Consider the following 24952-nt stretch of genomic DNA (forward strand, 5'->3'; position numbering starts at 1 on the left):
GGCCGTGCGATGCAACGCAGACAGCGAAGGACCGCGCCATGCAAGACTCCACGACTCCAACGATGACCACGACCGCCGCCAGTCGCTGGGGCCGTGCGCGCTTCGGCGGTGGCTTCGCCGGCCTCGCCCTCGCCTCAATCGCCGTGGGCGCGCTCCTCGCAGGAGGCATCGGATGGCTGTTCGCGAGCTTCGCGCTCACAGACCGCCCAGGCATCGGCTTCGCCTTCGTTGCTGCCGGGGTGCTGCCCGTCGCGACGATGCTTGGCTGGGCGATCTTCGTCGACCGCTCGACCCTCGCCGGCGCCGTTGAGCGGCCCGAAGAGTCGATCGAGTCCGTCTGGTACGAGAAGGCTGCAAGCGGTGCATTTGGCGACATCTTGCTCGTCGGAGGCATCAGCGCAGTCGGGTTCTCCATTATGCAGATCGACGCTCCGGTGATGCTCGTCGCCGCCATCGTCATCGGTTTCGCGATGCTCGACTTCGGTGTGCGCTACCTCTGGCAGCGTTCGGCGGCGAAGTAATGCAGAATTCCCTCCCTGAGCGCCGTCAGGCCCGCGGGTGGTCGCAGCAGCGGCTCGCCGAAGAGCTGGGGGTGTCTCGGCAGACCATCCTCTCGATCGAGAAGGGGCGTTTCGACCCGTCGCTACCGCTCGCCTTCAGGCTTGCGGCGGTGTTCGGCTGCCACATCGAAGAGCTCTTTACGCCTGAGGCGGAGTCGGGCGAATAGCCAGAGCTGAGCTAGCCGAGCTGAGCTACCCGAGCTGAGCCCGCCGAGCTGAGCCCGCCGAGCTGAGCCGGCCGCGCTGCAGCGTCCCGCAGCCGGCCCTTCATCCCTCGCGGGGTCACTACTGGGGCTCTCCATGTGTGAGGGTGCAGGCCTCAGCGACCAGGAGTGCTCAAGCGACATGACCTCAGCGAAGTCAGGAGCGATCAGCAGCAGAAAGCTCCTGACTTCGCTGAGGGCATGGCTGCTGAGCGACTCGAGCTGGGAGTGCCTTCGCCTTGCGAGGGTGGCGACCGTGACGAGCACGGGAATTGCTTCGACCCTCTGGCTCCGAAGCACACCCCTCACCGCAAGCGGGTATCGCCAGCTGCGCGCTGGACGCGGGCATCCCCCCGCAGCGGGCGGGCCGAAGCCACCCCACTTCAACACGTGAGTGGGACCCCTCGACCCGATGCGGTACCCGCGGGGCAACGCGCCGCTAGCTGTCCCTGACGTCCGTGAGTTCGCCTCGGCGGTGCATCCGGCCAGCGGAATCGAGCTCGAGCACCGTGTCGACTCCAATGCGCTCAAGGAACGCGAAGTCGTGACTCACGACGAGCAGCGCACCGCGATACGCATCGAGCGCCTGTGCGAGCTGTTCGACGCTCGCGATGTCGAGGTTGTTCGTCGGCTCGTCAAGGATGAGGAGCTGCGCTGGCGGCTCCGCGAGCAGCAGCTTCGCAAGGGCCACGCGGAACCGCTCGCCGCCCGAGAGGGTGCGCACGGGGCGATCCACGCTGTCGCCGCGCAGCAGCAGGCGGGCGAGCTGGTTGCGGATCGCGCCCGCGGGGGTTGCCGGAGCGACCTCCTGCACGTTCGCGATCGCGCTCGCGTCCTCGTCGAGGCCGTCGAGGCGCTGGGGGAGATGCCCAACGAATTCGGTGACGATCCTGCCCGACGGGCGGTCGGGGCTCGCCTCGGTGCCGTCGAGCAGCTTCTGAATGAACGTTGACTTGCCGCTGCCGTTCGCCCCGACGAGGGCGACCCGCTCGGGCCCCTGCACGGTCACCGAGGTGTCGCCGTCGGCGAACTCGGCGATGCGGCGGCCGCGCGGCACCCCGGGGTCGGGCAGCACGAGGTGGATGTGTTCGTCCTCACGCACTCGTGCGTCGGCGGCGTCGAGTGCAGATTGGGCCGCCAGCACCTTGTCGTCGAGTGTGGATCTCATTGCGCCGGCGGATTCCTGTGCGCTGCTTGCGCGCTTGTTCACGAGGATCTTGGGGAGTCCACCGTCCCGCTGGGTTTTTTTCGCGGTTCGTGCGCGCTGAGCGAGTTTTGATTCCGCCTCTTGACGCAGCCGCTTCTCGACCTTCAGCGCCTGCTGCGCGGCCTTCGCCGACTGCTGTGCTGCGGCTTGCTCCTGCTCCTGGTGCGCCTGCCACTCGCTGTACGGGCCTCCGAACGTGGTGAGCGTGCCTGCGTGCAGCTCGGTCGTGTGCTCCATGCGTTCGAGTAGTTCGAGGTCGTGGCTCACGACGACGAGGGTGCCTGGCCACTCATCGACGAACTCGGCGAGTTTTGCGCGGGTGGCGCGGTCGAGGTTGTTCGTTGGCTCGTCGAGCAGGGTGATGGCTGTGCGGCGGATCCTCAGCCCCGTAATCGCGATGAGCATCGCCTCGCCGCCCGACACTTCGGCGACGCGGCGATCGAGGTCCGCGCCTGAGAAGCCGATGCGGTCGAGCGCCTCGTCGGCACGCGACTCGATGTCCCAGTCGTCGCCGATGGCGTCGAAGTGCTGCTGGTCGACGTCACCGGATTCGACTGCGCGTATGGCTGCGAGGGTCGTGTGGATGCCGAGGAGTTCGGCGATCGTGGCGTCGCTGCGCAGCATGAGCGTCTGCGGGAGGTAGCTAACATCGCCGCTGGTATCGATGCGCCCCGACGTAGGGGTGAGCTCGCCGGCAATGAGCTTGAGGAGCGTCGACTTGCCAGCGCCGTTGCGCCCCACGAGGCCGGTGCGGCCGGTGCTGAACGAGCCGGTGACGCTATTGAGTGCGATTGAGCCGTCGGCCCACTCGAACGAGAGGTCGCGGAGGGCGATAGCTGATTTGAGATTCATGATGGGAGAGTGTCCTTCGTCGGCGACCGCAAAATGGGGTGCCGAAATAGTGCCTGATCTGTTCGCCAGCGGTGTAACCGGACCGGCGGGTGTGCGCTACTGAAGGGTGCTCCAAGCATGCGGGCCGAGCCCGGGCATGCGAACGTCAGTGGTAGCGCGATGGCTAGATGCCATCCACCTCAATCATCTCCATGGAGCTAGCGTAACACGCCTGCTCCACGCGGCTCCCCGGGCGTGTCGAAGGCCCGGGCGAGCCGTGCGAATACCTGCTGCGCGAGCGCGGCGGGTGTGCCAGCTGACCCGTCCGGGTCAGTCTCGCTCGCGGCCCAGTGCTCGAGGCCGAGGCGAATCGCGTCGGTGGCGATCGTGGCGAGGAGGCGGATCTCGAACGGAGCCCAGTCTGCGCCGAGGAGTTCGGTGAGGATCGGCCGCAGCCGCGCCTCGGAGTCGAGGTTGACCCGATACCAGGTGGCCTTCAGGGTCGGGGCGGAGGCGACGGTGCGCAGCACGTCCCGGGTGATGCGCAGCTCTTCGCGCTCCGCTGCACTGGTCGGGATGAGGACCTCGTCGATGAGTCGCGGGAAAAGCTGCAGCGGATCGCGCTCGGGTGCGGTCGTGAGCAGGTGCACCCAGTTTTCGGCGCCAGAGGTGAGCAGCGGGACGATCGCGTCTTCTTTGGCATTGAAGTATCGGTAAAAGGTGCGGAGTGAGATGCCGGCCGCAGCGGCGATCGCCTCGGCGGAGACGTGTACGGTTCCGTGCTCCGCAAACAACCCAGCGGCTGCGCGCGCGATCTCGAGACGCGTTGCCTCGCGGCGGCGTTCGGTGAGCGACTGTGCCGGGGGCGCGTCTGCCGCTGCGGCGGAATAATCCTGGGGCTGCATGGTTACACTCTATGACACAACGTGCCATGATGGCATGACGTGCCACGGCTGCCGTGCGTTGAGGCGGCCCTGGCTTTCACCGAAAGGACTCACCATGAACCGCTATGAAGGTCGCCGCGCGCTCGTCACCGGAGGCGGCTCCGGCATCGGCCAGGCCACCGTGCTCCGGATGCTCTCCGAGGGGGGCCGTGTTGTCGCGGCCGACATGAGCGAGGCAGGGCTCTCCGACACCGTCGTGCGCGCGGGAGCCGCCGCAGATCGACTGCACACGGTCGTGATGAACGTTGCCGACGAGGCGACCGTGCGCGAGGGCGTCGCCGCCGCTGTCGACTGGCTTGGCGGCCTCGACGTGCTGGTGAACGCTGCGGGGATCCTGCGCTCATCGCACACGCATGAGACCACGGTCGAGTCATTCGAGCAGGTGCTCCGCGTGAACCTCGTCGGGGCCTTCATCGTGATTCGCGAGGCGATCCCGGCGCTGCAGCAGGGGAACGGCTCAGCGGTCGTGAACTTTAGCTCGACGTCTGCGGACTTCGCGCACCCGTACATGGCCGCATACGCGGCGTCGAAGGGCGGCGTGCAGTCGATGACGCACGCGCTCGCGTCGGAGTATTCGAAGAGTGGCATCCGCTTCACTGCAGTGCAGCCCGGGTCGATCTCCTCGGGCATGACCGACGGCTCGGGCGAGAGCGGGCAGAACCGCGGACCGGGCCTGCCCGAAGACGCCGACATGTCGCTGTTCATGAAGATGAGCCCGGTGCTCGGACAGGGGTACGCCGGGCCCGAGTCGGTGGCGAGCGTCGTTGCGATGCTTGCGAGTGAGGATGGCAAGTTCATCACGGGCACCGAGGTGCGGATCGACGGCGGCACCCACTTCTAGCGAGCCCCGTGCCGGCGCGCCGAGCCTAGCCGAGCCGCGCCGGGCTCAGTGATCCACGCGTGCGAATGGGCGGGAAGGCCGCTACCCTCTCGCCCATTCGCATTGGGTTGCTTACTCCGCGAGCTTGCCGACGGGGGAGTCGTCGATGCCCTGCTCGGCGAGGGCCCGGAAGGATTCGGGTGCCGCGTTCGCCGGTTCGAACACGACGCCGCCGTCGGGTGTCCACACCATGTTGCCGCGCAGCTCGTCACACTGTTCGGGGAAGTCCGAGCGGTTGTGGGCGCCGCGGGTCTCTCGGCGCTCGCGCGCGCTCTCGAGGGTGGCGCGGGCGGCGAGCATGGATCCGTACAGGTCGAAGGCGTGCGCGAGATCGTCGAAGCCGGCGATGTCGGGGTGGGCGGTGAGGTTGTCGACGCGTTCGGCGAGCGCGTCGAGTTTTGCGAGGCCCTCAGTGAGGCCTGCCTCGCTGCGGACGACCCCGGCGTGTTCCGTCATGACGTTGCGCAGCTGGCGCTGCAGCAGCCGCGGGCTTTCCTCGCCGGTGCCGGTGAGGAGCCCCTGCATCTCGGCGCGGGCGGCGGCAACGGCGTGTGGGTCGCGGCGGATCGCGCTGAGCCCCGTGATGTAGTCGGCCGCGTCGCCGCCGGTGAGGCGACCGTAGACGAGGAGCTCGATGAGCGAGTTGCCGCCGAGCCTGTTCGCGCCGTGCAGGCCGCTCGCGGCCTCGCCGATCGCGTAGAGGCCGTCGACGCCGGTCGCATGCTCCTCGGCGCTCACCCACACGCCGCCCATCGAATAGTGCGCGGTCGGGGCGATCTCGATGGGGCTCTGCGTGATGTCGAGCATCTGCAGGTCGATGAGGTTGCGGTAGACGCGGGGGAGTTTCTCGAGGATCTGCTCCCGCGGCAGGTGTGAGACGTCGAGGAACACGCCGCCGTTCGCGGTGCCGCGACCCTCGGTGATCTCGGTGTAGCTCGCGAGCGCGACGCGGTCGCGGGTCGAGAGCTCCATGCGCTCCGGGTCGTACTTCTCCATGAAGCGCTCGCCGAGGGCGTTGCGGAGGATCCCGCCCTCACCGCGGGCGGCCTCCGACACGAGCAGGCCCGCGGCGTCGGCCGGCTCAAGAATGCCCGAGGGGTGGAACTGCACGAGCTCGGCGTCGCGGATCCTTGCCCCCGCGAGCGCGGCGAGGCGGAACGAGTCGCCAGTGTTCTCGTCGCGGCGTGAGGAGGTGTTGCGCCAGATGCGCGTGTGGCCGCCTGCGGCGAGGATCACGGCGTCGGCGTGGATGACGACTGGGGTACCGTCGACAATGTCGAAGCCGTACGCGCCGAACACCCGGCCGTCACTGACGAGCAGGCGCGTGATGTAGATCGAGTCATTGATGGGCACCTGCAGCTCCTGTGCGCGGCGCAGCAGGGTGCGCTGGATCTCAAGTCCTGTGTAGTCGCCCGCGTAGCAGGTGCGGCGGTAGAGGTGCGCGCCGAAGAAGCGCTGGCTGATCCGCCCGTCGGCCTCACGCGCGAACGGCATGCCCCAGCGCTCGAGATCCTCGATGCCGCGGGCCGCGTTCTTCGCGACGATCTCGACGATGTGCGGATCGGCAAGGAAGTACGACTCGCGCAGCGTATCGGCGGCATGCTGCTCCCAGCTGTCTTCGGGATCCATCATGCCGAGGGCGGCATTGATGCCACCGGCCGCGAGCGTCGTGTGAGCGTCGTGCTTGCGGCGCTTGCCGACTGCGAGAACCTGCACGCCGCGTTCGGCGAGTTCGATCGAGGCGCGAAGGCCGGCGCCGCCGGTTCCGATCACGAGGGCTGAGGTGGAAATGAGTCGTTCTTGGGTACGCGTTGCTGTCATGGGAATCACGTTAGAGACGCGGCTGCCATTCGTCCAATGAATGATTATCATCAGGACGATGTGGTTTGGCTATCGAGGGCGTACGCTTGTACGCATGAACCTTGAGCAGCTTCGCGGTTTCGTTGAGATCGCGCGGACCAGCCACTTCACCCGTGCCGCCGAGGCGTTGCACCTGACGCAGCCGTCGTTGAGTAGACAGATTGCGACACTCGAGGGCACCCTCGGCGTCGAGCTCTTCCACCGGGCCAGAGGAAACGTCACCCTGACCGCAGCTGGCGAGCGACTGCTACCCATCGCGAGGCGGATGCTCGCTGACGCAGAAATGGCGGCAAGCGAGATGGCGGAGCTCGCAGGGCTCGGACGCGGCCGAATTCGGCTCGGCGCAACGCCGACACTCTGCACCTCAATCGTGGTGGAGGTTGTCGCCGAGTTCGGGCGGCGCTACCCGGGCGTGGACATTGAGATCCTCGAGCGTGGCTCGAAGAGCCTCATTGTGGCGCTCGTCGAGGGGCAACTCGACTTGGCGCTCATTGTCACGAGTGTCTCCTCGGAATCGGAGCGTGCAGTGCTCGTGCGGGAGCCGATCCTGACCGAGCAGCTCGTCGTCGCCGGTGCGGCAGACGCGCCGTGGCCACCCGAGCTCGCGACTCCAGTCTCGCTCGAAACGCTCGCCCGCGTACCGCAGATCATGTTCCCCACAAACTATGATCTCCGGGCCGCGCTCGACGCCGAGTTCCGGGCGCGCGAACTCACCCCAACGTTCGCGGTCGAGGGTGTCGAGATGGACGCCGCGCTCCGCTTCGCCGAACGCGGACTCGGCGTCGTCGTCGTGCCCGCAATGGTCGCGATCGACAGGCCTGCCCTCCGCGTAGCTCCCATCGCCCACCCGGGCATCGCCCGCACCGTGAGTATCGCGCGCCGCAAAGACATGGCGCCGACACACGCCGGCGCTGCAATGCGAGCCCTCATCCGAGAGGTCGCGGACCGCTTTACCGGTGCCGATGAACGGCTGACTCGGCTGGTGCAACGGGTCGAGGCCGGAGACTAAGCTAGCCGCATGTGTGCTGGCTATGGGCTCGAGCTCTCCGGGCCGAACTCCGACAGGAGTGACCGCGCCGGGCGTCTGGGGGCGATCCCGCCCGGCGATACCGCCCACGGGCGCGCACTGCTCGAAGCGTGGGTGGCCGAGCGGCACGGTCGTGCGCGCATTACTGGACGTAACGCGCACAACCTGAATCCGCTCATCCGGGTCCACGACGGTGAACGCCAGTTGGTGCTCGGCTGGTGGTGGCTGCACGTTGGTGGGGAGCCAGCGAAATTCAGCGCCTTTAACTCCAGATCTGACCGCCTGGTCAGCTCCTGGCATGCGCCGTTCCAACACCGTGCGCTGCTGCCGGCGAACTGGTACCTCGAGAAAGGGGTGCGCTTCGCGCTTCCGGAGGGCGAGCAGTTCGGAATGGCTGCGGTGACCTCGCCAGCCGCCGAGAATCTTGATAGCTACTCGCTGGTCACCCGGGGCGCGCTCGGGGGCGCGGCCGAGGTGCATGACCGGATGCCGCTCGTGTTGCCCAGGGAGTTGCATGACGAGTGGCTCGATCCGGCACGCGCCGGCGATGCCGAACTCGTGCGCGCCGTCATTGCCCGGTCGGAAGAGATTTCCCGCGAGCTGCGTCCGATCGGGCCCGACAGTGCGCCGGGCAGCGCGCCAGGCAGGGCTCCGGGCAGCGCCCCTGGTAGTTCGACCACGCGGTCGTCGCGCCCGACCGACGAGCAGCCGACGCTGTTCTGAGTTGGCGCTGTTCTGAGTCGACACTCTTCAGAGTGTGCGTTGGCCTGGGCCGGCGCTGGTCTCAGCCGGCACCGGTAGGCCGTCCCCTCAGAGCTGCGGGAGCTGCGGGAGTCGCGCGAGCCGCTCGAGCGCCGTTGCGAGCGTTGCGTCGTCCTTCACGAAGGTGAAGCGCACCCAGTTCCGTAGCTGTGCTGCGGTCGCGGATCCATCTCGACAGAACGCAGCGAGCGGGACACAAGCGACACCGACGTGCTCGGGGAGCCAGCGCGCGAATGCCGCGCCATCCGGCACGCCGGCCGACAGAAACGGGGTCGCGTCCGCGCACACGAAGTAGGTCCCCGCGGGACGCACTGTGGTGAAGCCGGCCTGTTCGAGCCCCGAGACGAGGCGCTCACGCCGCGCATTGAGCGTGTCTCGTAACCGGGTGATATCAGTGTCACCCTCGGTGAGAGCGCGGGCAATTGCCGGCTGGAATGGCGCTCCGCCCGTGTACGTCAGGAACTGCTTGATGGCGAGCACGGCCTCAATGAGGTGGGCAGGGCCGGTCGCCCAGCCAATCTTCCAGCCCGTCAGTGAGAAGGTCTTCCCCGCTGACGAGATGGTGATGGTGCGCTCGCGCATGTGCGGCAGGGTCGCGAAGGGGACGTGGATCGCCCCGTCGAACGTGAGGTGCTCATAGACCTCGTCGGTGACGACGACCGCGTCGACGCGTGTGGCTTCCTCCGCAATTGCCTGCAGTTCGTCCCGCGAGAGCACGGTGCCCGTCGGGTTGTGCGGCGTGTTCACGAGGATCAGGCGCGTCTCAACGGTCACCGCCGAGCGCATTGCCTCGAGATCGAGCCTGAAACCACCCTCGTGCGGAACGAGGGGAGCGGTCGTGTGGGTGGCGCCGGCCATCGCGATTGCGGCGGCGTGCGAGTCGTAGAAGGGTTCGAGGGTGAGCACCTCGTCGCCGGGTTCAACGAGCGCGAGGATGGCGGCCGTGAGCGCCTCGGTCGCGCCCGCGGTCACGAGGACTTCGGTGTCGGGATCGAGCGCGATTCCGTAGTGCCGCGCCTGGTGCGCGGCGATGGCCTCGCGCAGCGCCGCAATGCCGCGGCCGGGCGGGTACTGGTTCTCGCCCTCGCGGATCGCATTGATCGCGGCTTCGCGGATCCACTCCGGCCCGTCCCCGTCGGGGAACCCCTGGCCGAGGTTCGCCGATTCCGTGCGAGCGGCGAGCGCGCTCATTTCCGCAAAAATCGTGGGTCGTACGACCCCGTCGCCCCCGGCGAGCCCTGCTGCGATCGCGACGTCTTTCCACCTGGCACCCATACCGACCACAATAGGAGATGCGGTGTCCCTGAGCGAGTGCACGCCGCACACTGTTACGACGGAACGAGGACTCACGGATGATCCACATCGACCGGCACGACCCCCACGCAGCGCTTGCGGCGGACCCCAGCGTCCTTGAACCGCTCTGGCTCGCGCTGTTTGACCACCACGTCGCGACCGGTGCGGCCGGGATGCCGACCAGGCCGCGCGCCGGGAGCTGGCAGCAACGGAGGGGGCACTACCTCGACACCATCGGCGGATCGCCGCAGGCGTCGCTCTGGATCGCAACCGATGATGGCGCGCCGGTCGGATATGCCCTGAGCTTCGAGGACACGCTCGACGGCGAGCGGGTCGAGGTGCTCGAGAGCCTGTCGCTGCTTCCGGAAACGCGAGGGAACGGCCTCGGTGGTGAACTCGTCGCCGTGGTCGAGGTTGCTGCGCAGGAGCGCGGGATAGCGAGGGGCGTAATCGATGTGATGGGCGGCAACGATCGGGCACTCAGGTTCTATCACCGCGCCGGATACGCACCGTACTCGCGGACGTGGATGCGTTCCGAGTTTCCCACGGGAGCTGTCCCTGACCTCGGGGACCTTGCTGAGGCAACTGCGCGGTTCGCGGAAATCGGTGTGCGACTCGAGGCGACCGGGCATCCGGACGACACCTGGGAGACCGCGGCGAGCGTGGCGACGCTTGCGGTCACCGGTACGGTTGCCGACGAGTACTCGCAGCCCGCCTGGTGGGCTGGCTTCGACGCGGGCCTCCGCGCTTTGGGCGACGCTGGGTACTGGACCGTCTGGTGTGAGCACCCCGAAGCCAGTGCGTGGGTCGGGACGGGATGCGCTGAGCGCGGCTTTCATCACGGTATGACGCGGGTCACGCGCGAGCTCACGGCGGCCGATGTGGCAGTTCGCGAGTACGATCGGATCCGTGGCGAATAGCACCGATGAAGTCCCGGCTCCCGTGGGGTGGCTGCGCGCGCTTGCGCTGGTCGGAGTCGGTGGTGCCGCAGGCACGCTGCTGCGCTTCGGCGCTGGAGAGCTGCTGCCGCTCGGCGGAAACATGGTGACCTTTGCGGTCAACATGGCTGGCGCGCTGCTGCTCGGGTTCGTGACCGCTCGGCTGGCTGGTCAGCGGCCCGTGGCCCAGCTATTGCTTGGCACGGGGCTGTGCGGCGGGTTCACGACCTACAGCGCGTTTGCTGCTGGCACTGCGGGCCTGCTGCTCACCGGGCAGCTCGCAGCCGCCGTGCTGCTTGCACTCGGCACGGTGCTGCTCGGTGCCGGAGCGACTGTGCTCGGGGTATGGCTCGGCGGGCGAGCGCGGCGTGGCGAGCGAACGCGGCGTGGGGTAACAGACGTCGCGGGAACGACCGAGGCTGCATGAACTGGTGCACGGTTGGCGTCATTTTCGCGGTCGCTCTCGGCGGCGGCGTTGGATCAATGGCGCGATATGCGGTCGACCGTTGGATCGGGTCGCGACCGTTCCCGTGGGGAATTACGGTTGTGAACATCACGGGTTCGTTGCTGCTCGGGCTGCTCATCGGGGCTCTCGCTGCGGCTGCAGGAGCGGACGGCCTCGCCGCCGCGGGAAGCGTTCTCGGGTCGGGCGAGCTGGGGCGACTGAGCGCCGGCCAGGTGACTGGTGGGGAAGCGGCAGTGGCTGCCTCCGCGGGGAGCGGGGCGTGGGCGTACGTGCTCTGGCTGGCGTTAGGCATTGGCTGCCTGGGCGGGTTTACGACGTTCAGCACGGCGAGCCTCGACACCGTGCGGCTTGCGCAGGAACGCCGGGTGGCTGCGGCAACGGCCAATGCGTTCGGCACGCTCGGGGTGTCCGTGGCCGCCGCTGTCGCTGGCATCGCCATCGCCGGGGCCGGAGTCAGTTTCGCCACGGGCGTCAGCTGAGCAGGCTTGGAGCCTCTGGTTTCTGGTTTCGGACTTCGGGCTTCGTGAGCCTGCCCGGGTACCCGGGCAGGCAACTGCCGGGGTCAAAACGGCTCCTCTGCCGGTGACTCGAATCTCACCTGGCGGCGCGGTTGGCCCCGGCCCTTCGGTTTGGGAGTGCATGACTGTGTTGTGGTTGCGCGGAGTTCGGGCAGCTGGTTCGGCGGCCGATCGGTAAGGGATCGGCCAGACGGGGTCGTCCACTGCAGCACACCGCCCTCGACCTGTTTCACTCGCCAGCCGCCGTGGTGCTTCATGGTGTGATGCCCGCAGCAGAGGAACGCAAGGTTGTTTGTCGCGGTTGGCCCGCCCTCTGAAGCAGGAATTGTGTGATCGAGGTCACAGTAGTAGACCGGGGCCCGACAGCCTGGGAATCTGCAATGCAGATCCCGCGTTGCAAGCTCTCGGTGCATGACTGCGGGTACTCGATAGCTGTCCACACCCAATACTTGGCCGTCACACGTGCGCACGACCGCCACATTCCAATGCTTCGCTTCGCCGATACTTGCCAGTGACTCTGTGAGGCTGATGGGGCCGTAGCCAACGAGCTCGGTCACTGTTCGCGTGCCCAATGTCGTGCTGCCTCCGGTGGCGGTGCCAGCCAGGATCGCGTCGATGGCCTCTGCCCGCACGGTGATCTGGACCCGGGTCTTGACGGGGCCAGCGTTTCGAAGCAACGCCTCGTCAGTGTCTGGTGTGCCTGCTGCGTCGCGCAGAATCAGCGTTGCAAGTGCGTCCGCACGCCGTTCGTCGAGCGTTCGTGTGTCGGCCTGAGGGGTATCGAGGGCAGTCTCGCCTGCCGCTGCACGCGCCCTCGCGGCCTTCTTAGCCTGTCGCTGACCGCTCTTTGCGAGGTCGGTGAGACGGTGCTTGATCGCGTGTGCCTCAAGTGCTGGCAGATATGCGACCAGGTCAGCCATCCCGTCCTCGCGGTCGTTCACGATGACGCGCCTGTGCTGACGCTCGCGGTGATGCCGCTCATCGATGGATTCGACCGACCACTGTTCGGCGATCCGTTCTGCAATCGGCGTGAGTCGATTCGGTGTCTCCTCGCGTGCGAACTCGAGCACGGCCCGCTCGTAGATCGCACGATGTTCCGTAGCGAGATCTTCTGAGGCCCTGGCCGACTCGACCGCCGCGGCAAGCGCGTCCGCAGGTGATGTGATGCCATCCGCTCCGACCGGTGGAACCATCGTTTCAGCCGCGTGAATGACCGAACCCGATTTCGAGATCACTTTCGCGTGCTGCAGGTCAATCTCGCCGTCGCGGAGCGCGGTCAGGGTGTCTGGATAGTCGGCAGTGAGCGACGAGGCGAGTCCCAGCTCGGTATCGGCACGGAATTCGGTGACGCGGAGGATCGCAGCGACCTCGGCACGGAGCGACCGGTAGCTGATCTCAGCGTTGGTCTTCGGGCCGCTCAGCGTCTTGACCTTCGCGTCAGCGTTTGTGTGGGTGGCGGCCTGCAGCGCGCGAGCGATGACATCCATGCGGCGGGCGGCGAGCTGCCGCTCGGCACGCACGATGTTCTCGAGCTCCGAGAGGAGCTCTTCTCGCTGCGTTGCTGAGGTGGACATGGACATAGTCCACCACCAACCACCGACATTTTGGGGTCGCAGAGGCGGGTTTCCGATCCAAATATTTCGGTGAAATTACGCGGATCTTTGTTGAGAGATCTACAACAAAGGCCACCCCGGCACCCGAAGATTCGCCCGGTGCCAGCACGCAGAGCACCGGTACCCGCGCGCAGAGCACTACTGGACTCGGTGCGCCTGAAACTGCATGCTCGGGTGCGCGTACGCCTCCTGCGATTCGACGAGCCGCAGCTCGCGCTCGCCGGACGCCAGCGTGTTCTCGAGTAGCGTGAAGACTGACGCGGTTGTCCGAGCAAGCGCCTCACCGGCATCGCCGGTGGCGCGGAAGTGGGCGGTGAAGAGCGCCGCGGTCACGTCACCCGAACCGTTTGCCTTCAGCGGGAGCCGCGGCGTCTCGATGAGCCAGGCCTCGGCCTCGGCGCCTCGGCCACCCGTCACAGCAAGCATCTCCATGACGTTGTCTGCTGCTCGTTCGGGGCGCTCGACGCTCGTCACGAGCACGGTCTGGGGTCCCTGATCGCGCGCCAACTCAACGGATTCGAGGGTCGACTCGAGCGACGCCGGCTGAGTGCCCGTGATGAAGCCGAGCTCGAACTGGTTCGGGGTGATGAGGTCCGCCGCGGGAATGACCCGGTCACGGATGAGGTTCTGCACTTCGGGCGCGACGTGGCAACCCGACTTCGCGTTCCCCAACACCGGGTCGCACGCGTAGATCGCGTCGGGGCTGTGGCGCTTGACCCGGGCCACAGCATCAAGGATGGCGTCGCCGATGTCGTCCCCACCCTGGTAGCCGGACAGCACAGCGTCGACTCCGACGAGGCCGCCGCGCTCCTCGATCCCGAGCACGATTTCCCGCACATCGGTGCCGGTGAGCATGGGGCCTCGCCACGCGCCGTACCCGGTGTGGTTTGAAAAGCACACCGTAAAGATCGGCATGACCTCGACGCCGATCCGCTGCAGCGGGAACACCGCGGCAGAGTTGCCGACGTGCCCGTAGGAAACGGAAGACTGGATCGAGAGAATACGCATGCTTCGATGCTGCCACTGGACCACTTAGTGGTCCACTTCGCGCGCTCTCGGGTGAACCAAGCAGCGCGCTGTGCGCTACACCGCCCGCCCCGGTGTCAGAATATCCCGGGGATCGAGCGTGCGCTTGATCGCGCGCTGCACATCGAGGGCCACCTCGTCGAGTTGCCACGGAAGCTCATGGTGCTTGACCAGTCCGATCCCGTGCTCGCCGGTGATCGTGCCGTTGAGCGAGAGCGCAAGTCGGGTGATGTCATCGATGAGTGCGTCGGCCTGGGCGAGACCCGCCGGGGTGTCGGGGGCGGCGACCTTGCAGTGCAGGTTGCCATCACCTGCGTGCGCGACGCTCGCAACCTCGATACCGTGACGTTCAGCGATCGCTGCGATGCCGGTGAACACTTCGGCGAGCGCCGACACCGGAACGCCGACGTCGCACGATACCTTGAGGCCGCGCGCGCTCAGCGCGGGGTTTGACATGCGGCGGGCTTCCACGAGCGAATCGTCGGCCGCGATCTGAGCGGCGCTCGCGCCCAGCCGGCGCGAGATGTCAAGGATCGTCTCAGCGTGTTTCGCGGCGTCCGAGCCGACGGTTTGGCCGACCAGGAGCGCGCCTGCGGGAATCCGCATGCCGCTCGGGAACACGTCCTCGATGATTTGCACGGTCAGCGCATCGAGCAGCTCGAGTACCTCGGGCCGTGCGGGGGAGTTCACGATCTCGGTCACGGCGGCGCCAGCCTCGGCCAACCCATCGAACTCGGCCCAGAAGGTCACAGGATCCCCTTCGGGCAGTGACTCCAGGCGAACCGCTGCCTCCACGATGACGCCGAGCGTGCCCTCCGATCCGACGAACAGTCTGGTGAGGTCGTATCCGACGACGTTCTTCCGCGTGAGCGCGCCGGTCCGGAGGATCCGCCCATCCGCGAGCACGACCGTCAGCGCCGACACCCAATCGGAGGTGACGCCGTGCGCGACGCAGCGCAGTCCACCGGCGTTGGTTGCGATGTTCCCGCCAACGGTCGACGTGCGTGCGCTTGCGGGGTCCGGCGGGAAGAACAGCCCGTGTTCGTGCGCAGCGGCATCGAGCTCGGCGGTGATGACGCCGGGCTGCACCACCGCGAGGCGGTCGTCAGGGGAGACCGAGACGATTTGGTTCATGCGCTCGAGCGAGACGATGAGACCGCCGTCGTAGGCCTTTGCGCCGCCAACGAGCCCCGTGCCGGCGCCACGAATGCTCACCGGGATCCCGCGTTCGTGCGCCCACGCGAGCGCCAGGGAGACGTCGTCCGCGGTCTCCGCGAGGACGAGACCCAGCGTCGCGCCCGTGAACACGGCGCGCGATGAGTCGTTCTCGTAGCCGTTTACGATCGTCGCTTCCGTCACGAGTCGTTCGCCCAATGCGTCGCGCAGTGCAGCAAGATCCGCGTTCTTCGTGTCCACCCGGGGCCTCCTTTAGCCGTCTGGCTCCAGCGTAGCGCGGCGGTGCCAGTCGGGTGTCATGGGAGAATGGCCTGGTGAATGAGCAGCAGGGAGCCGGCCGGTATGCGCCGAGCCCATCGGGGGAGCTCCACCTCGGAAACCTCCGCACCGCGCTGGTCGCGTGGCTGCTCGCCCGCTCGACCGGTCGACGCTTTCTCATGCGGATCGAGGATCTGGATCGCGCTCGCGACGCGGGCACGGCAGCAGCGCAGCTTGCGGACCTTCGTGCCATCGGCATCGATTGGGATGGTGAGCCCGTCCTGCAGACTGAGCGGGGTGCAGCCCACGACGCGGCCATCGCGCGGCTCGACGCAGCGGGGCTCGTCTACGAGTGCACGTGCACCAGGCGGGATATCCTCGCCGCACCGACCGCCCCGCATGCACCGCCTGGTGCGTACCCTGGGACTTGCCGAGATCGCACCCCGGCAGAACGCGCGGCAGCACGAGGTGAGATCGCGCCCAGGCAGCCCGCGCTCAGGCTTCGGGCCCCGGCAGCGATGTCTTCACTCAGCTTCGACGACCTTGTGCTCGGCCAGGTGACCGGAGACATCGACGACCTTGTGCTCCGCCGCGGCGACGGCACTGTCGCCTACAACCTTGCAGTGGTCGTCGACGACGATGCGATGGGTGTCGATCAGATCGTCCGAGGCGACGATCTCGCCCCGTCGACGCCGCGGCAGATTCTGCTGCAACAGCTGCTCGGGCTTCGCACACCCCCGGACGTCGCATACGCGCACGTTCCCCTGGTGCTCGGCCCGACCGGGGCACGGCTCGCGAAGCGCGACGGTGCGGTCACGCTGCGGCAGCTGGCCGAGAGCGGCACCGACGCTGCCGCGGTCCTCAGCACGCTCGCCGAATCGCTCGGGATCGCATCCCGTGGCGAACGGGTGACGGCTGAGCAGCTCATCGCCCGCTTCGATCCAACCGAGCTACCGCGTGAACCGTGGGTGTGGCTCGCCGAGTAGCAGGTGCGCCCTGCCCGATCGGCGCTTAGCGCTTGAGCGCGCGGATGATTCGCGCGATGGCGCGGCCCGCAACCCACACGAACGGAACGCCGACGGTGAGGAGCGCGATGAGGTTCGGTTCAAACTTGGTGTGCCCATCGCGCGTGACGTACGCACCGATCGGAAGCGACATGCCACCGCCACCGCCGCCCGAGCCCTCGCCCGAAATCGTGGCATCTGCGCCAGCGCCACCGCCCCCTTCGCCCGCACCGAAGGCGTAGCTGCCGACGGCAACAGGCAAGATCGTGACGCCGTCAACCTCGACGGCGTCGCCGTAGGCCGTGTTCACGCCGGTCTGAGTAACGGTGTCTGCGATGTGCTTGGTGATGTTAGCCATGGCCTCAGCCTACTTGCCCGCGCTGAAAGGGTGAAGGGCTTATTCCGTGTCGTCAGCGTTGCCGTGTCGCGGGCGCAACGCTGAGGGTTCCGGCCGCTTCGGCTCAACGTCGTCACCAGAGGACACGTGTTTGATGCGTCGCACAACCCACGGCACGAGGTGCTCGCGCGCCCAGACGACGTCTTCCTTGCGTGCCTGTCGCCAGGTGCGATCGGGGAGCGGTTCAGGGTCGAGCGGCTCCAGTTCGTGTGGCACGTTGAGTGCATCAAGCGCGGTGCGGGCGATCGTGTGATGGCCGAGCGCGTTGAGGTGCAGTCGATCGCCAGCCCAGTAGCGGCTGTCCTGGAGCTCCTCGATCGCCCACTGATCGACCACGAAGCAGTCATGGCGAAGCGCCACCTTGCGAACGTTCTCGTTAAAGATCGCGACCTTGCCGCGGATCGTGCGGAAGACAGGCTGGAAGGCCACGTCGACGCCGGTGAAGATGAGGATCGTTGCCCCGGTCTCCTTCAGCCTCGAGACGATGTAGTCGAGTTTCTCTGCGACCTCGTCTGGATCGGTTCCCGGACGGATCACATCGTTGCCGCCAGCGCACACGCTGACGAGATCGGGGCGAAGCTCCATCGCCTGGTCGAGCTGCTCGTCAATGATCTGCTGGATGAGCTTGCCCCGTACTGCAAGGTTGGCGTACGAGAACTCCTCACTGTGCTCCGCGAGGACCTCAGCGAAGCGATCGGCCCAGCCGCGAAGCCCGCCAGGGCTCTCGGGGTCGGGATCCCCAAGTCCCTCGGTAAACGAGTCGCCGATAGCAACGAAACGTGACCAGGGAAGCTCGACATTCTCTGCCGGTGGCTGTGGGGCTTCGCCTGCGCGAACTGCATCGTGAACCATCGTTGCGGTGCCTTTCCTTACTGAGCTCCCACGCTACTCGACACGTGGGGTAGGGCGCACCCCTTTGTTACCGGCCCCTGTGCCCGGCGCGTCGCCAAGCGTGATGCGCGGAGCCGGGGTGGGTGCCGAGGCATGTCTAAGCGTTGAGAGGTAGTCTAGGACGTTGTGATTGAATCGGCAGAAGACGGGACTCTCCTGCCGGGGACCTTCGCCGCCGAGCACCTGCCGCCCGCATATCCAGATCGGGCCGCGCGCGGTACCGCCGGCAGTCTCCGGGCATGGCAGCAGGAGGCAATCGACCTCTACTTGGAACGTAACCCGCGTGATTTCCTCGCTTCGGCGACCCCCGGCGCAGGCAAGACGACGTTTGCGCTTCGTCTCGCGGCGACGCTCCGCGGCAACAAGACGATCTCCCAGATCATCGTTGTCGCCCCCACCGAGCACCTCAAGGTGCAGTGGGCAGACGCGGCCGCACGTGCCGGCATTCGGCTGAACCCGCGCTACTCAAACAGCGACGGGTTGGGGTACGGCAGACACTACGACGGTGTCGTTGTCACCTACGCGCAGGTCGCGATGAAGCCCGTGCAGCACCGGCTCCTCACTGAGTTCACCGACACGCTCGTCATCATGGACGAGGTGCACCACGGCGGTGACGCGCTGAGCTGGGGCGAAGCGATCCGCGAGGCCTACGGCACCGCAAAACGTCGGCTGTCGCTCACGGGAACGCCGTTCCGTTCGGATGAGGCGCCGATCCCGTTCGTACAGTACGCGCCGCAGGGTGACGGTACGATGATGTCGCTCACCGACTACGACTACGGCTACGGCCGCGCGCTTGCCGACGGCATCGTCCGGCCCGTGATCTTCATGGTCTACGCGGGCAAGATGCGCTGGCAGACCAGCGCCGGCGAGGAGATGGAAGCCCGGCTCGGCGAGGGCAACACGAAGGACGTCACTAGCCAGGCCTGGCGGACCGCCCTCGATCCCATGGGGGATTGGATGGCGAAGGTGCTGCGGGCCGCGGATCGGCGCCTCACGGAGGTGCGGGAGCACATTCCGGATGCCGGTGGCCTCGTCATCGCGACGGATCACGCCTCAGCGAAGGCGTACGCGCACATGCTGCACGAGATCTCGGGCGAGGAAGTCGCGCTGATCCTCTCGGACGATTCAGGTTCATCGGAACGTATCGATAGCTTCTCTGCGGGAACGTCCCGCTGGATGGTTGCGGTTCGCATGGTGTCCGAGGGTGTCGACGTACCGCGCCTCGCCGTCGGCGTCTACGCAACAAGTTCATCGACGCCACTGTTCTTCGCCCAGGCCATCGGCCGCTTCGTGCGTTCACGGCGTCGCGGCGAGGTGGCGTCAGTCTTTATCCCGAACGTGCCGCCGCTCATGGAGCTCGCTGCGACCCTTGAAAAAGAGCGCAATCACGTGCTTGAAGGCCCCGGGTCTGCTGAGGAAATGTGGGACGCAGAAGCGGCCCTCATGGCCGAGGCCGAACGCGAGGACAAGGCCTCAGACGAGCTCATCGAAGACGAATTCAAGTACCAGGCGCTCGAGTCTGACGCCCACTTCGACCGGGCGGTCTTCGACGGCGCCGAGTTCGGAGGCTACGCGGAGGTGGAAAGCGAGGAGGAGCTCGACTTCCTCGGCTTCCCTGGCATCCTCGAACCGCAAGAGGTGAAAGCGCTGCTCCAGCAGCGCCAGTCGAAGCAGGCCCGACGCAGCGCGGCGAGCCAGGGCATCGTGGACCACCCGCCTGAGCGGGCGGAGGCCCCCGAAGCCCTGCACCGCACCCTGGGTGAGCAGCGCAAGCTTCTCTCGAGCCTGGTCGGGATGTACGCCAGAGTCAGCGGCGAGCCCCATAAGGACGTACACAACGAGCTTCGACGGGTCTGCGGTGGTCCGGCAGTGCCGCAGGCCTCCGTGACGCAGTTGCAGAAGCGCATCGACCTGCTGCGGCGGCGCCTGCGGCCGTAGGCTTGCTGGCATGGCAAAGCAGGACTCCGCGAAAGCTGCTGCGGCGACTCCGGCGATGCGCGCTCTGACGAAGCTTGGTGTGCCATTCACGGTTCGCAGCTACCACCACGACCCCGAAGAGACGGACTTCGGGGGAGAGGCCGCCAGAGAGCTCGGGCTTGACCCCTCAGTTGTCTTCAAAACGTTGCTCACCGAGGTCGACGGGCAGCTCACTGTCGCGGTCGTGCCGGTCGCGGGAACGCTCGATCTCAAGGCTCTGGCGGCCGCCTGTGGAGGCAAGCGCGCCGTGATGGCGGATCCCACGACCGCCGAGAGGAAGACCGGATACGTTGTCGGCGGCATCAGCCCGCTGGGGCAGCGCAGCCAGCTGCCAACGGTCGTCGACGCCTCGGCGCTAGCCCGAGAGCGTGTGCTCGTCTCAGGCGGGCGACGTGGACTCGATATCGAGCTCCGCGGCGAAGACCTGGTGCGGGTAACCCGTGCGGTGACCGCGAATGTCGGGCGTGTCTGAGGTGTTTGTGCGGTTGTTCCCCTCAGGACGTGTCGTGACACTCCCGGAATCGCGGCTCAATTCGCTTCGTGTTGAGATTCCGTGGTAAGTTATTCTCTGTTCGGCCGCAAGGAAATGAACAAGATTCGCGCGGATGGCGGAATTGGTAGACGCGCTAGCTTGAGGTGCTAGTGCCCGTATTAGGGCGTGGGGGTTCAAGTCCCCCTTCGCGCACGAGTCGCAAGAACAGTAAGGCCCCTGCTTCGGCAGGGGCCTTACTGCTTTTCCTGCTCTGCACAATTGCAGGTGTAGACCTCAGCGAGTACGGACGCTCACCTGCCATGACCTCAGCGAGGTCATGAGCCTTGTACTGCAAATCACTCCTGACCTCGCTGAGGTCATGGCTCATGAGCGATTCAGGCCGGGGGATGCCTTGGCCTTGAGCGTGTGCTGGTCGTGGCCTCCCCGTTTCAGCAGGGAAGCGGAGCAGTCTTGCCGAGGTGGCTTGTAGGCCACCCGGCTTCCTTCTCGGTGGCAGCAAGCGGCTGTCTCGTCACTCAGACGCTCTCAGACGCTCTCAGGGACTCCAGAGAGGCTTGCGGACCACTACTGTGCCGCAAGATCCGTGTTCGCCCACGCTACGGCGGCTAGAGGGCGCGTTGGCGATTGTTGCTGTTGGCGGTTGTTGCTGTGAGGCCTCGGCCGAGATCACAGGTGGGGAACTACCTCAGTGGGTCGTTCGTCGACCCGAGGCGCTCGAGCACCCGGTCGGGGATCACTGCGATCAGGGGGCGCACGAGGCGATATCGCCAGTCGGAGACAAGTACGGGGGTTCCGCGGTGCAGCGCGCGGAGGCCCTCGCGTGCGACCTTCGCCGTGTCCGCCCAGGCGATGCGTGGGAGTGCGGGGAGGTGATCCTCACCCATGCGCTCATGGAACTCGGTCGCAAGGAGTCCGGGACACAGCGCGGTGACCCGCACTCCGCGAGTCCGGTAGCGCGCGTTGAGCGAGCGTGAGAGCGACACCGCCGCGCTCTTGGCCGCACCGTATGTTCCGCTCGGCATGAAGGCTGCAGCGCTCGCGACGTTCATGATCCAGCCCGAGCGGCGCTCGAGCATCCCAGGCACGACCGCGTGCGCGAGCCGTAGGGGCACCCACGAGAGGAGTTCGTGCATCCTGCGTTCGTCGGTGATGCGGCTTTCCTCGAAGCCGGCGTAGACGCCGAATCCAGCGTTGTTGATGAGAATGTCGACACGGCAGTCGGGGTCTGCGAGCCGGTCAGCGACAGTGTCGAGGTCGCTCGCTTGCGTGAGGTCTGCCGTGAGTACGTCCACGGCGACGCCATGCCGGCTTCTCAGTACGTGGGCGAGACGCTCGAGCCGGGCGCCATCGCGCGCGACCAACACAAGATCAACCTTGAGCGCCGCAAGCTGCCGGGCAAATTCGGCACCCAGGCCCGCAGAGGCTCCGGTGATGAGCGCTCGGAACGCCATGGGGCTGTGGTGCCCGACTACTTGGCGGCTGCCGCGCGCTTGGCTGCCTTCTCGATCTGCTCCTGGATGTACGGGAGCGGATCGATGGGCACGCCCGAGCGGCGAAGTGCAAGGTGGAGGTGGTCGCCGAACGACATGCCAGTGTTACCGACTCGCCCAATCGGATCACCGATCTCGACCCTGTCGCCGACCTTGAGGTCGTGCGAGTCAACCTGCATGTGGCAGTAGCGGCTGGTGAGCGTCTCGTCGTTGACCTTGTGCTGCAATTTCGCACTGAATCCACAGCCGTCGCTCGCATAGCCCGCCTCGATAACCTCACCGGAGCCGATCGCGAGGACTGGGGTACCGCCAGGGGCAGCAATGTCTTGCGCATCGTGGAACTGCTCGACGGGAGCGGTGCGGTACGCGAAGCCGTCGGTGAGTGGGAACTCCCGGTCGAAGGCGTTGCGGATCTCGGTGTTCTCGAGCAGCGCCGGATCAATGAGCCCAGCCTCGGGAGTGATTTGCTTGTAGGAGCCGGGATCGACGCCGAGCTCGACCGAACCGATCGCGTCGAGTGCGTCCTGCCCGGCGACGACGTCCGAACTCTGCAGCTGCTGATCCGTCCGTGCGGCGACCGTTGCTGCGTCACCAAATGCCGAGGAGAATGCGGGCAGCGCGGTCGTCAGCGCAAGGGTGCCGACGCACGCGACTGAGAATGTGGCGGCTGCGAGTCTCCTGGCTGTCCGGCGCTTCGGTCGGGTCTGCGACGTGGTTGCTGCGGCGTCGTGCTGAGTGCTCTGAGTGCCGGATGTCAGCGTGAACTCGGGCAGCGGTGTCAGGAGGAGTCCCTTGAGCGGGTCAGTCTGCTTCGTGTGCGTGGCTGGCTGCGACGGTGCAGCGGGCTCGGCCGAGGAAGCGGGATTTGCCGGGGGAGCGGGTGCGTCTGCTGCGGCTGGCGCAGCCGGCATTGTTGTCGCTGCTGCCGTGTCAGTGTGTGCCGCGTGCGCAGTCGCTGTGTGTGAGTCGGCTGCTGACGCTGCGGACTCCCGCGACTCGGCGCGGAGGCGAGCTTCCCTAATGGAACGTCGACTCGGATACGCCGTGGGCTCTTGCGGAGAATAAGGCATGTAGTACAAAGCAGCGGCAGTTTGTGTTCTCGAAGGGCTCGGACCGCTTGTCTCCGGCCCCCCGAAGCTGGAATTGTGCAACCATAGCAGACCAATCTTGGCCGCGGTGGGAAGTGTTCGGGTCTCCACAACGGAAACCGAAACGGCTGGTGCTTCCCGACACCGAGCAGCGAGTTCGGGGCGGCGCACAGTAGGGCCGCCCCGCAAGCACCGTCACGATGTCGGCTTGAGCTCGATATGCGATCCCTGCCATCGGCGCCGAAGCCAGCGATCGTGCGAGGCGACGATCACAGTCCCAGGGAATGCGGCGACCGCCTCTTCGATGGCGCCAGCCAATGTCAAGGACAGGTGGTTCGTCGGCTCGTCGAGGAGCAAGATGTCCGGCGGGTCAGCGATGAGGATCGCGAGCGCGAGCCTGCGCTGTTGACCGGTGCTCAGCGCTGCGAGCGGCTGTGCTTCATCACGGCGGGCTAGGAGGCCGAACCGCTCGAGCGGGATCGCGGTCGCCCGCTCGATCCCAACACCGTCGACGTAGGTCTCCTGGACTGTGCGATGCGTGCCGACGCCGCGCGGATCGGCGAACATGTTTTCTTGTTCGAGGATGCCCACGCGCATGTCTGGCGCAATCGTCACCGCACCCTCATCGGCTTGCACGAGCCCGGCAATCGTGCGGAGCAGCGTGGACTTGCCTGCGCCGTTGGCGCCGGTCAGTAGCCACTTCTCACCCGCCAGTACCTCGAGCGACGTCGCCGGGAGTCGGCCCTCGACTGCCACGCGCATGAGCGTCACCGCCGGGACGGTATTGCCCGAGCTCACAGGAGGCCCGCCCGCAGAGCGTTCAGGCTCGCGTGCGGCGCCATTCGTCGCCGAAGGGGCTGCGATACCCGCGAACGTCAGGGGTGCGTGCGGCCGGCTGATCTGGCGCGCCGTGAGCGTGTCGAGCCGCGAGCGAGCGTCGTTGACGCGACGCGCGACGACGCGCGCGTTGCGATCCGCATAGAACTTTTGGGCCATCCGGGACTCCGACCGCGGCTTCCAATCGATGTGGCCAACGATCTGATTGTCGCCAACAGCTGCACGGAGACGGCGCAGCTCAGCCTGCTCGTCGGAATACTGCTGCGACCAGCGGCGGCGTGCGTCGCGCTGCGCGGTGGCATAGTCGGTGTAGCTCCCCGTAAACCTCGTGATCCCAATCCCACTGCCGGTGCCGTCCTGAACCAGTATTGCCGCGATGGATTCGGGCAGTGGCGCCGGATCGAGGTCGACGAGCGCGGTCGCGGCCTCGTCCAGGAACGCGCGATCGTGGCTGGCGAACAGCACCGGGCCGCGCCAGGTAGTGAGGGTGCGGGTGAGAAACTCGCTCGCGCTGTCGTCGAGGTGGTTTGTCGGCTCGTCGAGCAGTAGAACGTCTGGCGCGTTGAGCAGCAGCCATGCCAGTGATAGCCGGGCGCGCTGCCCGCCCGAGAGCGATCTCGTCGCGCGATCCCGCGGGATCTGCGCAATGCCGAGCCCGGCGAGCATCCGCTCAACGCGCGTATCGAGCTCCCACGCGCTTAGGCGCTCAACCGTGTCGAGCGCCTCCGCATAGGCGTCGCCTGCATCGGGGGCCTCTGGGTGCACGGCGAGTTCCTCGCTGAGCTGCTCGAGCGCTGCGAGAGCCGCACGCACCGGAGCGGTAGCGGCGTGGATCGCGGTGCGGATCGTGTCCGTCGGACCGAACGGGGGCTCCTGGTGCAGCAGTCCGATGCTCGCGGCTCGGCCACCGGGCGCGATAGCTGTCACTGAGCCCGCGTCCGCTCCGGTCAGGCCCGCGGCGATGCGCAGCAGCGTCGACTTGCCTGAGCCGTTCTCGCCGATCAGGCCGACTCGACTGCCAGCCGGTACGGCGAACGAGATGTCGGTGAGTACGCGGCGCGCACCGAACGACTTGGACACGCTGTCAAACCGAAGATGGGCAGAGAAAAGTGAATTGGACATAGAGCTCCTGAGACGTGTGCGGGCGCTGAACGCTGCCTGGATCTCGGATCTCTTGGCTGCGATGTCAGCACGCGGTGTGCTGGGACAGTGC

23 protein-coding genes and 1 tRNA gene are annotated in these 24952 nt (G+C 66.9%); 12 read left to right on the plus strand and 12 right to left on the minus strand.

The window, feature by feature from the left end; translation table 11 throughout:
* The first annotated feature begins 38 nt into the window (after positions 1-38).
* Entirely contained in the window at positions 39-521 is a 483-nt protein-coding gene (locus AUL38_RS10500) for a hypothetical protein (protein ID WP_059061906.1), read from the plus strand.
* A complete protein-coding gene (locus tag AUL38_RS10505) occupies positions 521-727 on the plus strand; it encodes a helix-turn-helix transcriptional regulator (RefSeq protein ID WP_059061908.1) in 207 nt (68 codons plus the stop codon). Before AUL38_RS10500 ends, AUL38_RS10505 begins: the two co-directional genes overlap by 1 nt.
* A 475-nt stretch (positions 728-1202) precedes the next feature.
* Here AUL38_RS10505 and AUL38_RS10510 read toward each other — a convergent pair whose 3' ends face one another.
* Complete coding sequence (locus tag AUL38_RS10510) at positions 1203-2822, minus strand: ABC-F family ATP-binding cassette domain-containing protein (protein ID WP_059061910.1); 1620 nt, start codon at positions 2820-2822, stop codon at positions 1203-1205.
* Positions 2823-3019: 197 nt separating this feature from the next.
* Positions 3020-3706, minus strand: a complete 687-nt coding sequence (locus AUL38_RS10515) for a TetR/AcrR family transcriptional regulator (protein WP_059061911.1) — start codon at positions 3704-3706, stop codon at positions 3020-3022.
* 94 nt (positions 3707-3800) lie between these two features.
* Here AUL38_RS10515 and AUL38_RS10520 point away from each other — a divergent pair, with 94 nt between their 5' ends.
* Positions 3801-4586 (plus strand): SDR family NAD(P)-dependent oxidoreductase, encoded by a 786-nt coding sequence (locus tag AUL38_RS10520; protein ID WP_059061913.1) that lies wholly within the window; start codon positions 3801-3803, stop codon positions 4584-4586.
* Between the two features lie 111 nt (positions 4587-4697).
* Here the strand turns inward: AUL38_RS10520 and AUL38_RS10525 are convergent, their stop codons facing one another.
* Positions 4698-6446: an FAD-binding protein gene (locus AUL38_RS10525; protein ID WP_059061916.1), complete on the minus strand. Its 1749-nt coding sequence runs from the start codon at positions 6444-6446 to the stop codon at positions 4698-4700.
* Between the two features lie 94 nt (positions 6447-6540).
* Here AUL38_RS10525 and AUL38_RS10530 point away from each other — a divergent pair, with 94 nt between their 5' ends.
* Positions 6541-7494: a LysR family transcriptional regulator gene (locus AUL38_RS10530; protein WP_059062010.1), complete on the plus strand. Its 954-nt coding sequence runs from the start codon at positions 6541-6543 to the stop codon at positions 7492-7494.
* A gap of 9 nt (positions 7495-7503) precedes the next feature.
* Entirely contained in the window at positions 7504-8235 is a 732-nt protein-coding gene (locus AUL38_RS10535; RefSeq protein ID WP_059061917.1) for an SOS response-associated peptidase family protein, read from the plus strand.
* Between the two features lie 87 nt (positions 8236-8322).
* On the opposite strand, the gene AUL38_RS10540 is transcribed toward AUL38_RS10535, so the two are convergent.
* Positions 8323-9549: a pyridoxal phosphate-dependent aminotransferase gene (locus AUL38_RS10540; protein WP_059061920.1), complete on the minus strand. Its 1227-nt coding sequence runs from the start codon at positions 9547-9549 to the stop codon at positions 8323-8325.
* Between the two features lie 77 nt (positions 9550-9626).
* Here AUL38_RS10540 and AUL38_RS10545 point away from each other — a divergent pair, with 77 nt between their 5' ends.
* From AUL38_RS10545 to AUL38_RS10555, 3 genes are read left to right on the plus strand one after another with little or no spacing between them, the layout of a single operon-like run.
* Complete coding sequence (locus AUL38_RS10545; RefSeq protein ID WP_059061922.1) at positions 9627-10487, plus strand: GNAT family N-acetyltransferase; 861 nt, start codon at positions 9627-9629, stop codon at positions 10485-10487.
* Positions 10477-10932 (plus strand): CrcB family protein, encoded by a 456-nt coding sequence (locus AUL38_RS10550; protein WP_201023734.1) that lies wholly within the window; start codon positions 10477-10479, stop codon positions 10930-10932. Before AUL38_RS10545 ends, AUL38_RS10550 begins: the two co-directional genes overlap by 11 nt.
* A complete protein-coding gene (locus tag AUL38_RS10555; protein WP_059061926.1) occupies positions 10929-11450 on the plus strand; it encodes a CrcB family protein in 522 nt (173 codons plus the stop codon). The genes AUL38_RS10550 and AUL38_RS10555 overlap by 4 nt, the downstream gene beginning before the upstream one ends.
* A gap of 83 nt (positions 11451-11533) precedes the next feature.
* Here AUL38_RS10555 and AUL38_RS10560 read toward each other — a convergent pair whose 3' ends face one another.
* From AUL38_RS10560 to AUL38_RS10570, 3 genes are all read right to left on the minus strand, one after another.
* Positions 11534-13063, minus strand: coding sequence for an HNH endonuclease signature motif containing protein (locus AUL38_RS10560; protein ID WP_059061928.1), 1530 nt, complete (start codon positions 13061-13063; stop codon positions 11534-11536).
* Positions 13064-13240: 177 nt separating this feature from the next.
* Positions 13241-14110 (minus strand): pyridoxal kinase PdxY, encoded by an 870-nt coding sequence (pdxY, locus tag AUL38_RS10565; protein ID WP_059061930.1) that lies wholly within the window; start codon positions 14108-14110, stop codon positions 13241-13243.
* 75 nt (positions 14111-14185) lie between these two features.
* The gene (locus AUL38_RS10570) at positions 14186-15544 is read right to left on the minus strand and encodes an FAD-binding oxidoreductase (RefSeq protein WP_059061932.1); all 1359 of its coding nucleotides are present in this window, start codon (positions 15542-15544) and stop codon (positions 14186-14188) included.
* 71 nt (positions 15545-15615) lie between these two features.
* Here AUL38_RS10570 and gluQRS point away from each other — a divergent pair, with 71 nt between their 5' ends.
* A complete protein-coding gene (gluQRS, locus tag AUL38_RS10575; RefSeq protein WP_369795305.1) occupies positions 15616-16548 on the plus strand; it encodes a tRNA glutamyl-Q(34) synthetase GluQRS in 933 nt (310 codons plus the stop codon).
* Positions 16549-16573: 25 nt separating this feature from the next.
* On the opposite strand, the gene AUL38_RS10580 is transcribed toward gluQRS, so the two are convergent.
* Positions 16574-16924, minus strand: a complete 351-nt coding sequence (locus AUL38_RS10580; protein ID WP_059061937.1) for a hypothetical protein — start codon at positions 16922-16924, stop codon at positions 16574-16576.
* 39 nt (positions 16925-16963) lie between these two features.
* Positions 16964-17815, minus strand: a complete 852-nt coding sequence (locus AUL38_RS10585; protein ID WP_083506790.1) for an SGNH/GDSL hydrolase family protein — start codon at positions 17813-17815, stop codon at positions 16964-16966.
* A gap of 165 nt (positions 17816-17980) precedes the next feature.
* On the opposite strand from AUL38_RS10585, the gene AUL38_RS10590 reads away from it, so the two are divergent.
* The 3 genes from AUL38_RS10590 (at position 17981) to AUL38_RS10600 (ending at position 20516) form a co-directional block, all read left to right on the plus strand.
* On the plus strand, positions 17981-19792 hold the full coding sequence (locus AUL38_RS10590) for a DEAD/DEAH box helicase (RefSeq protein ID WP_369795302.1): 1812 nt from the start codon (positions 17981-17983) through the stop codon (positions 19790-19792).
* Positions 19793-19802: 10 nt separating this feature from the next.
* A complete protein-coding gene (gene ybaK, locus AUL38_RS10595) occupies positions 19803-20303 on the plus strand; it encodes a Cys-tRNA(Pro) deacylase (protein WP_059061956.1) in 501 nt (166 codons plus the stop codon).
* A gap of 127 nt (positions 20304-20430) precedes the next feature.
* Positions 20431-20516, plus strand: a tRNA-Leu gene (locus tag AUL38_RS10600).
* 488 nt (positions 20517-21004) lie between these two features.
* On the opposite strand, the gene AUL38_RS10605 is transcribed toward AUL38_RS10600, so the two are convergent.
* The 3 genes from AUL38_RS10605 to AUL38_RS10615 all read right to left on the minus strand — a co-directional run bounded on the left by AUL38_RS10605 (position 21005) and on the right by AUL38_RS10615 (position 24861).
* Positions 21005-21775: an SDR family oxidoreductase gene (locus tag AUL38_RS10605; RefSeq protein ID WP_059061957.1), complete on the minus strand. Its 771-nt coding sequence runs from the start codon at positions 21773-21775 to the stop codon at positions 21005-21007.
* Between the two features lie 17 nt (positions 21776-21792).
* Positions 21793-22725 (minus strand): M23 family metallopeptidase, encoded by a 933-nt coding sequence (locus AUL38_RS10610; RefSeq protein WP_083506791.1) that lies wholly within the window; start codon positions 22723-22725, stop codon positions 21793-21795.
* Positions 22726-23097: 372 nt separating this feature from the next.
* Positions 23098-24861, minus strand: coding sequence for an ABC-F family ATP-binding cassette domain-containing protein (locus AUL38_RS10615; protein ID WP_059061959.1), 1764 nt, complete (start codon positions 24859-24861; stop codon positions 23098-23100).
* Positions 24862-24952 lie beyond the last annotated feature (91 nt).

The organism is Leucobacter sp. G161 (assembly GCF_001482305.1).
Lineage (GTDB): Bacteria > Actinomycetota > Actinomycetes > Actinomycetales > Microbacteriaceae > Leucobacter.